Here is an 11827-nt window from a genome sequence, read left to right on the forward strand (position 1 = left end):
TTACTTCACCGATCCGGCGGTCAGGCCGCCGACGATGTACTTCTGCAGCCACAGGAACAGGGCCATCACGGGCAGGGCCGCGAGCACGGCGCCGGCCGCGAAGACCGAGTAGTTAGTGGAGAATTTCTGAGACACGAACTGGTAGAGGCCCACCGCGAGGGTCTGATTCTCCGGGCTGATCAGCACGATGCTCGCGATGACGAACTCGTTCGTCGTGCCGATGAAGGAGAGGAGGCCGACGACCGCCAAAATGGGTGCGACCAGTCGAAGGATGATCGTGAAGAAGATGCGAGCGTGTCCAGCACCGTCCAACTTGGCGGCCTCGTCGATCGAAGCGGGAATCGTGTTGAAAAATCCGTACATCAGGTAGGTGTTCACCCCAAGAGCCCCGCCGAGGTAGACCATGATCAGGCCGACCTGCGAGTCCAGTCCGATCGCCGGGAAAATATCGGAGATGCCGTTCAGCAGCAGGAAGATGGCCACGACAGCGAGCAGCTGCGGAAACATCTGCAACAGTACGAGCGTGAGCAGTCCCCCCCGGCGACCGAAAAAACGCATCCGGGAGAAGGAATATGCCGCAAGGGCCCCCAAGAACACCGTGCCGATCGAGGTGATCACTCCGATGATCAGGGTATTGCCGTACCAGGCGGCGTATGGCTGTTGGGGCAGGTTGAAGAGCGTCACAAAGCTGCCGAGGCTCACCTTACTGAAGAGCCCATTTGCCGTGATCAGGGTGCCACCGGGTTGCAACGCTGCCGAGAGCACGTAGACAAGGGGGAACGCCGAGAACACGGCCATGACCACGCCGATCAGGTGGCGCCATCCCGTTGCTTTGAACCAGCGCTTGAACTGGAATGACGACTTTCGCGCCACGATGCGGTCGCTTGTCTCCCGATTGTTGACCTGCATGTCAGTTCAGCTCCTCTAGTGCCTTGGTCTGCCTAAAGCTGATGATCGACACGACCGCGACCAGCAGGAAAATGATGATGGAGAACGCACTCGCCAATCCGTAGTCGCGGTTCGCACCGACGAAGGCGACCTTGTAGACCATCGAGATGAGGATGTCGGTCGCACCGACATTCACTCCCGCGGTAACGTCTCTCGGCCCGCCATTGGTGAGCATGTAGATGAGGTTGAAGTTGTTGAAGTTGAACGCGAACGACGAGATGAGCAGCGGGGCCACCGACACGAGCAGCAGCGGCAGCTTGATCAGCCGGAACACCTGCCAGGGCCGCGCCCCGTCGACCGTTGCCGCCTCCTGCAACTCGCCGGGAATCGACTGAAGAGCACCCGTGCAGACCAGGAACATGTAGGGGAAGCCGAGCCACAGGTTCACGAAGATGATGCTGAATTTTGCCAGCCATTCGTTTGTGAGCCAGGGTATTTCCGCCCCGCCGAACAGCACCTGGTTGACGAAGCCGAACTGCGGGTTGAGCAGCCCCGCCCAGACCAGCGCGGACAGGAATGCCGGGAACGCGTAGGGAAGAATCAAGATGACGCGGTAGACGTTGCGTCCGCGCATCCGCAGGTCATTGAAGACCAGCGCCAGGAAGAGCCCGAGCGCGAACGTGGTGGCGACAGAAAGGAAAGCGAAGGCGAAGGTCCACAGGGTCACGTTGATCAGCGGTCCCCGAATGGAATCCGTGCCGAACGCACGGGCAAAGTTATCGAATCCGACCTCAACCTTCCAGCCGGGGCGCAGTTCGGTACCGTCCTCTGCGGCGAACGCCCCGACCGTACGGTCCTCGGCGTAGACGACGTTCGTCGTGGTGTTCGTCATCGTTCTCGCGGCCTCGTCGTAGACCAGATCGGACAGGTAGAGATAGGCCTTTGAGCCGTCCGGGGTGCGGAGCACCCCCTCGTTCGGGTCGTCGGTGAGCGGCACCGAGAGGGCCGCGATGACCTCTTGATTGGCAGCGATGTCGCTGAACTTGAGCGAGGTGTAGCCGGGAAGTGCGGTGGCGACGCCGTCGGCATCCGTCTCGGCATCGGTGACTTCACGCAGGGGCGCGTCGGCACTGCCGACGCTGATCCGGCCGTCAGGGTCGGTGACGAGGAGACTGTAGGCACCCAGTTGCTCGATCACGGTGATGTCATACGCGACCGAGTCCGGCACTCGCTGTTGCGCGGAGGCGATGAGTGATGCGACCGCGTCCTCCCTGGTGCTGTTGTGCCCGGTGCCGTAGTTCGTGAAAGCGATGTAGCCGGAATAGCCCACAACAAAGATTTGGAAGATCACAAGGAAGATCAGGCCGGGGGTGAGGTACTTGGCCGGCAGGGCGTTTTTACTGAAGTAGATCCAGTTGACGATCAGAGTGACTGCCAGAACGAGTCCGAAGACGACCCAGTCCTGCTTCAGGAAGAGCACGAAGAGGGCGTAGACGCTGATCGCGTCGACAATACCGAGGAGCAGAATTTTCACCAGGAGAATCTTGATCCCGACGGACGCCGCCTCGGCAATTCGTCCCGCCCGCTTGGATTGCCTCAACTGGGTGACCAGCGAGTTGTCGCGCGCGGTGCGATCGCGACCTGTTCGTGGGGTGGGCATCTTCGTCCGATCTCTGGCGCCTGCCGGCAACCTTGCCTGATGTGTGGTGAGGGAGCACGCTGTGCCCGGCTCCCTGATGGAGCCGGGCACACGGTGTTACTTCGCGATGGCGCCCTGGATTTCGCCAGTCATCTTCTGCCACAGCGCTGCCGGGTCACCCTCGCCCGCGATGATCGCGGCCTCGGTGACGCCCCAGAACTGCCAGACCTTACCCATTTGCGGGATGTTCGGCATCGGCACGGCGGTTGCTCCGACCGTACCGAAACCGGCGGTGATCGGGTCGGCGGCAGCTGCCTCGAAGGCGCTGGTCAGCGCGGGCGGGCGCCCGCCGACCTCGTAGAGCGCGGTCTGCACCTCTTCGGAGCCGATGTAGTTCACCAGGAACTCATTGGCAGCGAGAGCGTTCTTGGTCTTCGCACTCACGAAGAAGCCCTGCACGCCGACAAACGGCTGGGCAGGGTTGGCGCTGGCAGTCGGGATCGGGTCGATCGCAACGTCGATGCCGGCCTTCTGGGCATCCGGGACATTCCACGGACCGGAGAGGAAGAACGGCGATGCGCCGGCGTTGAACTTCTCTTTGGCGATGTCGTTGGTGATGTTCACGCTGAGGTGCCCTGCGGCGCCTTCGGATGCGAGCCACGCCGCGTAGGCCTCTCCACCGGCGTTGCCGATCGAGAGGTCTTCGGCGTTATAGCTGCCGTCGGAGTTGGTGCCGAACACGGGGGCGCCGAACGAGGTCTGGAACGGGTACAGGTGATACGGGTCCGATTCCGGTCCAACGGGCACGAGGAACGGGAACTCAGTGCCGGCGGCGGTGCCGGCGGCGACCATGTCCGCGTACGTCGCCGGCGCGGTCGGCGCCAGGGCCGTGTTGCGGAGGAGGGCGATGTTCTCGATCGAGTAGGGGACACCGTAGGTCTTGCCCTCGAAGGTCATCGCCGTGACGGCGACCGGCTGGAAGTCAGCGGTCGTATCACCGAGTTCGACGGGCTTGAGCACGCCGTTCGAGACGAGGTTCCCGATCCAGTCGTGGGCGCCGATCGTGATGTCGGGGCCCTTGCCGGTCGGAACCTGTGCAATGAACTCTTCCTGGATCTTGGGGAAGTCCTTCTGGATGAGCTTTACCTTGACGCCGGATTCCTTCGTGAATGCCGCTGCCGCGTCTTTGAGGACCGTGCCGCGGTCGGCATCGACCCAAACCGTCAAGGTGTTGGCGGCGGCTTTATCGCCGGCGCCCTCCTTCGGGGAGGCCCCGCCGGAGCATCCGGACAATGCGAGGGACGCTGCGACCACTACTGCGCCGGCAGCGACGAGACCTTTCATGTTCACCATCATTGGTGTGCCTTTCTCAGGACATTGAATTTTATGCAAGCGTTTACATGTATAGCAAGTATCGGAACCATTGACAACTGAAATAGTCGGATCTGCATCCGGGGCAGGTGGTGCGCGCAGCCCACCGGCCTGCAAGCGCTTCCATCGTCATGAAAATGCCGTAGGGTTTCTTTTCATGACAGGCTCAGAGTGGTGGCGAACCGCAGTGATATATCAGATCTATCCGCGGTCCTTTTCGGACGCCAACGGTGACGGGATGGGCGATCTAACCGGCATCACCAATCGTCTCCCTGCCCTCCGGGCTCTCGGGATCGACGCCATCTGGCTCTCGCCGTTCTACACGTCACCGCAGAATGATGCTGGTTACGACGTGGCCGATTATTGCGATGTCGACCCGCTGTTCGGCACGCTCGCTGACTTCGACACCCTGCAGCACACGGCACACGAGCTGGGCATCCGCGTGATCGTCGACCTCGTGCCGAACCACTCCTCAAGTGAGCATCCGTGGTTCGAAGCTGCACTCGCCGCCGCCGAGGGCAGTGAGGAGCGCGCGCATTACATCTTCCGTGATGGCCAGGGCGAAAACGGCGATCTTCCCCCGAACAACTGGGATTCCGTCTTCGGCGGCAATGCCTGGACCCGCGTCACGAACCCGGACGGCACTCCCGGCCAGTGGTACCTGCACCTCTTCGACACCACCCAACCCGACTTCGACTGGGACAACGAATGGGTGAAGGCGCAATTCCGTGATGTGCTCCGGTTCTGGCTCGACCGCGGGGCGGACGGTTTTCGGGTGGACGTCGCGCACGGAATGATCAAAGCGGCCGGTCTTCCCGACTACATGCCTCCGATCGCGGGCGGCAGCATGGGCGGCGCCTCGACGGAGGGGCCAGGCATCATCACCGAGCGGCCCGAAACCGCACCCTACTGGGCCCAGGACGGTGTGCACGAGATCTACCGCGACTGGCGCCTCATCCTCGACGAGTACCCGGGCGACCGCATCCTCGCGGCCGAGGCCTGGGTCGACCCGCTCAGCCACGTCGCCGAGTGGGTGCGCCCCGACGAGATGCACCAGGCCTTCAACTTCGCCTACCTCGAAACGGCCTGGGCCGGGCCGGCCCTCCGCCGCGTCATCGACGACTCCCTCGCCGCGTTCGGCGCGGTGGGCGCCCCGAGCACCTGGGTGCTCTCGAACCACGACGTCGTGCGCCACGCCTCCCGCCTCGCGCTCAACCACGAGAACCTGCAGGGCCACGGTATCGGGCCGAAGACGCCCGACCTGCCCGACACCGTGCTCGGTCTGCACCGGGCCCGGGCCGCCTCGGCGCTCATGCTCGCCCTGCCGGGCTCCAGCTATCTCTACCAGGGCGAGGAACTGGGTCTGCCCGAGGTCATCGACCTGCCCGACTCCGCCCGCGAGGACCCGACCTGGTTCCGCACCAACGGGGAGCGCTACGGCCGTGACGGATGCCGCGTACCGATCCCCTGGGAAGCCGCCGCACCCTCCTACGGCTTCGGCCCCTCGGCCGAGAGCTGGTTGCCGCAGCCGGACGAGTGGGCCGGACTCGCCCGCGACGCGCAGGCCGGCGTCGCCGGCTCCACCCTCGAGTTGTACACGCTCGCACTGCGCCTGCGCCGGGAGCACGCGCTCGGGCTGGGTTCGGTGGAGTGGCTGGACGGCCACGCTGACGAGATCGTCGCGTTCACGAACGGCGCGGTGACGGTCGTCGCGAACACGGGCAGCGCATCCGTACCGCTGCCGGCCGGCGAGCTCCTCCTCGCCAGCGGCCCGCTGCCGGGCAACACGCTGCCCGGTGACACCACCGTCTGGCTGCGCGCCTAACCGCCCGCGCCCCGGCCGCCCGCGGCTCGTCACCGGGCGCCCGTCGCCCGGCCGTCGCGGCGCACCGCGTGGAAGCGGGCGCACCTTCTAACGTGCGCCCGCTTCCACAACCTGAGCCGCGACGCCCGCAGCAGACGGATGCCGCGCTCCGGCAACACGGTCAGCGACCCCGCAGTCCCTTCATGGGACAATCGAGGGGCGTCGCCCGTTCTGTGCGCGCGTAGAAGGAGCAGCAGTGACCGGCACGGGGATCGACGGCGGAACCGAACACGGACCCGGCCACGGGACGGACACCGCATCCGATCCGGCGGCCCCGACGCGCGGGGACCTCGCCGAACTTCGCGAGCTCACGACAGAGCTCACCCGGTTCATGCTGGCGTACAAGTTCGCGACCGACGAGATGATGACGAAGATCAACATCTTGAAGGAGGAGTTCGCCTCCATCCACGACTACAGCCCGATCGAGCACGTCAACTCTCGGCTGAAGACACCCGAGGGGATCCTGAAGAAGGCCGTCCGCAAGGGCTGCCCGCTCGTCCTCGACGACATTCGCGCCCAGATCCAGGACATCGCCGGCATCCGGATCACCTGCAGCTTCATCTCTGACACCTACCGCATCCTCGACATGCTCACCAGCCAGCTCGACGTCACGGTGCTCGAGGTCAAGGACTACATTGCCGCCCCGAAGCCGAACGGCTACAAGAGCCTGCACCTGATCGTCGACATCCCCGTCTTCCTGTCGGACCGGGTCGACGAGGTCACGGTCGAAATCCAGATCCGCACGGTGGCGATGGACTTCTGGGCCAGCCTCGAGCACAAGATCTACTACAAGTACCGCGGGGCGGTCCCGGTCGATCTGGTGGCCGACCTCAAGCAGGCGGCGGATGTCGCCAACCGCCTGGACCTGAAAATGGAGGGCCTGCACGACCAGGTCCTGGCCATGGAGCCCGATGGGCACAGTGAGACGGACCTGCTCGAGATCGCCGGGCTCTCGCAACTCGCACTGCCTGAGGGTCTCCTCGCGGCCATCAGCCGCACCCGGGCCTCCGCACCCCCGGAAGGATAGGTCGGTCCGCTTGGTTCGGAGCGCCTAGTTCGTGTTGGCGTACAGCCAGAGGAGCGGGTTCACCTTCGTGCCGCCCTTGCCGCCCTCGCGGATCTCGAAGTGCAGGTGGGGGCCGGTGGACATTCCGGTGTTGCCGACCTGGCCGATGATCTGGCCGACCGTGATCACGTCACCGGCCTTGAAGAGCATCGAGTCGTGGATCATGTGCGCGTAGACGCTGGAGACGAGTTCGCCGTCGATCATGTGGTCGATGATCATGTGCACGCCGAGGCTGCCCTCGCCGTCTTCGGCGTAGCGCACGACGCCATCTGCAATCGACTGGATCGGTGCGCCGAGGCCCGGGTTGAAGTCCTGGCCGCCGTGGTTGGAGGAGCAGCCCGCACAGTCGCGGAAGCCGAACTCGTCACCGATATGCACGCCCACCGAGAAGGGCCACTGCACGGTGCCGTTCGGGTTGTTCGTGAAGGTGGCTTCCATCCGGATGCCACTGGCGGCGGCAACCTCGGCGATGGTCTTCGACTCGTAGCCGTCGCGTTCGACCGAGATGGTATCCGTTCCGCCGATCATGGACAGCGTCTGGGCAGGTTCGCCCTTCACGCCTAGCTTCGTGGCGTGGGCGGCGGCCTGCACATCGGCGGAGGACAGCAGCGCCTCAGCCGGCACAGACGTGGCCACGGCCATCAGGGCGACGAAGGCCATGGCAGCCATGGTGACGCCCGTCGCGGCGAACTTGCGGACGCGGTTTCCCGGGGCCGTGTTGGCGATGCGGCGCCGGGGCGACGGCGACGGGGCGGCTGCCGGGCTGATGGTGGGCGCCAGGCGTTCCCGGGCCGACGCCCGGCGGGGGCGGACCGGGCGTGCGGCGGGCTGTTCCGCGCGGCGCTGGGCCCGGGTGGGAAACGGGATTTCCGTGGACGTCGTGACGGCGGAGATGGTGGTCTGCAGGCGCTCCACGTCGGAGACCGGCGCGTCAACGGCGGCCGGTGCGGCGATGAGGCGGTCCGAGTCGGAGATCGTCACGGACTCGAGCTCGGGAACAGCCAGGCTCGCGACGACCAGAAGCGCCGCGTCCGGCGTCAGCGTCACGGCGCCCGCGGGTCCGGCTGCGAGGGCCGCTCCAGCGTCGGGGGTCTGGACGGCGGGGGTCTGGACGTCGACGATGTCCAGCGGTGGGAGGTCCAGCGCCGGCGCGGACATCCGCTCGCGCTCGCGTACTTCGCGACGCGTGAGGGGCCTCGCCGCGGGGTCACTCGCACCCGGCAGCGAGGCAGCCGGGCTGGCAGAGTGAGGGAGCAAGGGAGAGGTTCTTTCGGCGCGTCGGACAGGGTGACGGACAGTCGTCTTGGCCACGGCCAAAGTAACGAATCACTACAGGCTACCGTCTGCGACCCCGGAATTGCACGGATCGACGCCGAATGACACCCGAAAGCGGGGCACCGGCCTCCGCTTCCGACCGGGGACGCCGGCCACCCCGACCGCCTCGGTTGCCGCTGTTTCCGGGGCATCCGTCTCGTTCGAAACGGTTCAGGCGCCTACGCTTTCGCGTCGATCATAAATTCGACGAAAAGTTTCGCCAGGACGGGCTCGCAGGCCCGATAGAGATCGGGGGCTCCGGCCATGAGCAGGTCGACGCCCTCCAGGTCGCTCCCGAAGCCGCCGACCCGGGCGCCGGCCTCGCGTGCCACCAGCGCGCCGGCCGCGTGGTCCCAGGGGTTCAGCCCGCGCTCGTAATAGAGGTCCAGCCGTCCGGCGGCGACCGAACACAGGTCGAGGGCGGCCGACCCGATGCGACGGATGTCGCGCACCCGGCCGATCAGACCCCGCACCACGTCAGCCTGCCGCTCACGCTCGGCCGCGCGATAGGAGAAACCGGTGCCCAACAACGCCAGCGACAGCGGCGCGGCCGCGGGCACCTGAAGCCGGCGTTCGCCCAGCCACGACCCCTCGCCGACAGCCGCGGTGAACAGTTCGCCGCCGGTCGGGCTGTAGACCGCACCGGCCAGGGTGGTCCAGGTGGCCGGATCGGGGTCCCCCTCGACCACGGCGATGCTGACCGCCCAGGCCGGGAAACCGTAGAGATAGTTGACGGTGCCGTCGATCGGGTCGACGACCCAGGTCAGGCCGGATGTGCCGCGCGTGGTCGCCGATTCCTCGCCGAAGAAACCGTCATCGGGCCGGGCGTCGGCCAGCAGACCCCGAATCAGCGACTCGGTTTCCCGGTCGGCCAGGGTCACCACATCCTCCGGAGAGGACTTCGTTGCGGCGACCTGTACCCCCTCGGCGCGCCGACGGGCCGCGAGGTCCCCCGCGGCGAGCGCGGTGTCCTGGGCGAGGCGAAGCAGTCCGGCTGAGGCGCGTGTGGTCATGGCTCAACGCTAGGGGCTGCAGAAGAAACAGTGGCAAGTGAGGGATTCGAACCCCCGAAGTCTAAGACGGCTGATTTACAGTCAGATCCCTTTGGCCACTTGGGTAACTTGCCAATACGCACCCGACCATATGCAGAACACGTGACCGGAGACGCTCAGACAGAATACAAGGTTTGGACCCCAGTGAGAAATCGGCGCACGTCCGGCGCGTACCGGCGGGTGGATATGATCGAAGCTGACTCACCTTCATTCTCGATAGGAACTTCATGGTCGGCATCGATGACGTCGCCCGTCACGCGGGCGTCTCCACCGCCACGGTTTCGCGCGCCCTGAGCGGCAACGGCCACGTGTCGCCGGCCACCCGGCTGAAGGTCGAGGCGTCGGCTGGGGAACTCGGCTATGTCGTCTCCTCCACAGCATCGAGCCTCGCGTCTGGCCGGATGAAGAACATCGGCGTCGTCGTTCCGTTCCTGGACCGGTGGTTCTTTTCCAGCGTTGTCGAGGGTGCTCAGAAATCCCTATTGAAAAACGGCTACGACCTCACCCTGTTCAGCCTGACCGGCGGTGGAGGAGAGCGTCGCAGCGTGTTCGAGCACTTCCTGTTGCGTCAGAGGGTGGATGCTGTCATCGCAATTTCTTTAGAACTGACCGCAACCGAAGTCGCCACCCTGCACGCACTTCACAAGCCACTGGTCGGCGTCGGCGGCCCGATCGAGGGTGTGCGCACCCTAACGATCGATGACGTCTCCGTGGCCCGACTCGCAACGGAACATCTCCTCGCGCTGGGCCACACTCGGATCGCGCACATCGGTGGAAACGAGGATGTCGATCGGGACTTCCACCTACCCACCAACCGCCGGGTCGGCTATGAGCTAGCCCTAAGGGCAGCAGGGATCACTCCCGCAGCGGAATTGTTCATGCCGGCGGACTTCACCATGGGGAGCGGCTACCAGGCCGCCAAACAACTCCTGAGCAGTGTGCACGATCGGCCGACCGCGGTCTTCGCGGCATCCGACGAGATGGCGATCGGAGTCATCCTTGCCGCCCGGGACCTGGGACTCGTCGTGCCGCGGGACGTCTCCGTGATCGGAATCGACGACCACGAACTCGCCGATTTCTTCGGCCTCACCACGATCGCGCAGTTCCCTCAGGCGCAGGGCGAGAAGGCCGTCGAGATTCTACTGGACCAGCTGCGCCCCGGCCAGAACGAGCTGACCGACCTCAACACGCCCATGCCGTTCGAGCTCCTCGTGCGCTCCACCACGGCCCGGCCCGGCGAATAGCGCTGCCACTGGGTAGCATGGCAGGCATGGCAGACTCAACGTTCGACATCGTCAGCAAGGTCGACCCGATGGAGGTCGACAACGCCCTCAACCAGGCCCATAAAGAGGTCGCGCAGCGCTACGACTTCAAGAATGTCGGCGCTTCGATCGAGATGAGCGGCGAAAAGGTGCTCATGAAGGCCAACTCAGAGGAACGCGTCAAGGCCATCCTCGAGGTTTTCGAATCGAAGCTGATCAAACGCGGCATCTCCCTGCGCAGCCTCGACGCGGGCGATCCCTTCGCCTCGGGCAAGGAATTCCGGATCGAAGCCTCGATGAAGGCCGGGATCGACCAGGAGAACGCGAAGAAGATCAACAAGATCATCCGCGACGAGGGCCCCAAGGGCGTCAAGAGCCAGATCCAGGGCGACGAGCTGCGGGTCAGCTCGAAGAGCCGCGACGACCTGCAGGCCACCATGTCCCTGCTCAAGGGCAAGGACCTCGACGTGGCCCTGCAGTTCGTCAACTTCCGCTAGGCGAACGCTTCGATCATGCTCAGCACGGCCGGGGTGAGCAGCACGATGAACAGCACCGGCAGGATGCAGAAGATGAGCGGGAAGAGCACCTTGACCGGGATCTTCATCGCCTTCTCTTCGGCGCGCTGACGGCGTCGCAGACGCATTTCCCCGGCCTGCACCCGGAGCACGTCCGCGATCGCGATGCCATAGGTGTCCGCCTGGATGACCGACCGGGTGAACCGGCGCAGGTCCCCTGACGAGGTTCGGTCACTCAGTGCCTGGTAGGCGTGCGTGCGGGAGCGTCCGATGCTCATGTCCTGCAGGGTGCGGATGAATTCCTCGGCGAGTGGCCCCTTGCCGTTCGTCGCCGCCTTGGCCATCGCCGCCTCGAAGCCGAGACCGGCCTCCACGGCGATCGTCATCTGGTCGAGGGTGTCGGCCAGGGCGTTCTGGATCTTCTCCTGTCGTTCCTGTCCTCGGCTGACCAGCAGCAGGTCCGGCACGAAAAAGCACAACAGCACGAGCAGGCCGCCGAGCAGGAAGCGCGTCGGGACCGGGTCCCCGCTGATCCACAGGAGCGCGAGGAGCGCACCGGCCGTGCCGGCGAGGGGCTTGGCGATGAGGATCTTGTCGATGGTCCAGGCCGGTGGCCGACCGGCGAGCGCCAGCCTGCGGTCGAGCATCCCGAGGTACCCTCGCGGGGCCAGCTCGCGCATCCCCCGGGTGCGCCATGCACGTGCGCCGCCGGCTCCCGGCGCTCCGAGGTTTGGAACTGCGTCCCCGATGTCGGCGATCGGCTTGGCGGCACGGCCGCCGACGAGGATGCCGATCAGGGCCGCGAACCCGCCGGCGACGGCGAGCGAGGCGAGGATTGCAATGAGTGAGGGCATCG

At 65.5% G+C, this 11827-nt stretch carries 10 protein-coding genes and 1 tRNA gene; 4 read left to right on the forward strand and 7 right to left on the reverse strand.

Going from position 1 to position 11827, the window contains the following annotated elements; genetic code table 11:
* The 3 genes from E3T23_RS13310 to E3T23_RS13320 all read right to left on the reverse strand — a co-directional run bounded on the left by E3T23_RS13310 (position 1) and on the right by E3T23_RS13320 (position 3883).
* On the reverse strand, positions 1–909 hold the full coding sequence (locus E3T23_RS13310) for a sugar ABC transporter permease (RefSeq protein ID WP_134370958.1): 909 nt from the start codon (positions 907–909) through the stop codon (positions 1–3).
* A 1-nt stretch (position 910) separates the two neighbouring features.
* A complete protein-coding gene (locus E3T23_RS13315; RefSeq protein ID WP_134370960.1) occupies positions 911–2548 on the reverse strand; it encodes an ABC transporter permease subunit in 1638 nt (545 codons plus the stop codon).
* A gap of 96 nt (positions 2549–2644) precedes the next feature.
* Entirely contained in the window at positions 2645–3883 is a 1239-nt protein-coding gene (locus tag E3T23_RS13320) for a sugar ABC transporter substrate-binding protein (protein ID WP_134370961.1), read from the reverse strand.
* Between the two features lie 172 nt (positions 3884–4055).
* On the opposite strand from E3T23_RS13320, the gene E3T23_RS13325 reads away from it, so the two are divergent.
* Positions 4056–5723 carry a glycoside hydrolase family 13 protein gene (locus E3T23_RS13325; RefSeq protein ID WP_134370963.1) on the forward strand — a complete coding sequence of 556 codons (1668 nt, stop codon included), beginning with the start codon at positions 4056–4058 and terminating at the stop codon, positions 5721–5723.
* Between the two features lie 235 nt (positions 5724–5958).
* Positions 5959–6789: a GTP pyrophosphokinase gene (locus E3T23_RS13330; protein WP_420898328.1), complete on the forward strand. Its 831-nt coding sequence runs from the start codon at positions 5959–5961 to the stop codon at positions 6787–6789.
* A 24-nt stretch (positions 6790–6813) separates the two neighbouring features.
* On the opposite strand, the gene E3T23_RS13335 is transcribed toward E3T23_RS13330, so the two are convergent.
* The 3 genes from E3T23_RS13335 to E3T23_RS13345 form a co-directional block, all read right to left on the reverse strand.
* A complete protein-coding gene (locus E3T23_RS13335) occupies positions 6814–7986 on the reverse strand; it encodes a M23 family metallopeptidase (protein WP_134370964.1) in 1173 nt (390 codons plus the stop codon).
* Positions 7987–8321: 335 nt separating this feature from the next.
* The gene (locus tag E3T23_RS13340) at positions 8322–9155 is read right to left on the reverse strand and encodes an inositol monophosphatase family protein (RefSeq protein WP_134370965.1); all 834 of its coding nucleotides are present in this window, start codon (positions 9153–9155) and stop codon (positions 8322–8324) included.
* A gap of 31 nt (positions 9156–9186) precedes the next feature.
* Positions 9187–9268 (reverse strand) — tRNA-Tyr (locus E3T23_RS13345).
* A 153-nt stretch (positions 9269–9421) separates the two neighbouring features.
* On the opposite strand from E3T23_RS13345, the gene E3T23_RS13350 reads away from it, so the two are divergent.
* The gene (locus E3T23_RS13350; RefSeq protein ID WP_134370966.1) at positions 9422–10438 is read left to right on the forward strand and encodes a LacI family DNA-binding transcriptional regulator; all 1017 of its coding nucleotides are present in this window, start codon (positions 9422–9424) and stop codon (positions 10436–10438) included.
* Between the two features lie 26 nt (positions 10439–10464).
* Entirely contained in the window at positions 10465–10953 is a 489-nt protein-coding gene (locus E3T23_RS13355) for a YajQ family cyclic di-GMP-binding protein (RefSeq protein WP_134363544.1), read from the forward strand.
* Here E3T23_RS13355 and E3T23_RS13360 read toward each other — a convergent pair.
* Positions 10950–11825, reverse strand: coding sequence for a type II secretion system F family protein (locus E3T23_RS13360; protein WP_134370967.1), 876 nt, complete (start codon positions 11823–11825; stop codon positions 10950–10952). The two genes, E3T23_RS13355 and E3T23_RS13360, sit on opposite strands and share 4 nt — an antisense overlap.
* Between the last annotated feature and the right edge of the window lie 2 nt (positions 11826–11827).

It is taken from the genome of Cryobacterium cheniae (assembly GCF_004403395.1).
Taxonomy (GTDB): Bacteria; Actinomycetota; Actinomycetes; order Actinomycetales; family Microbacteriaceae; genus Cryobacterium; species Cryobacterium cheniae.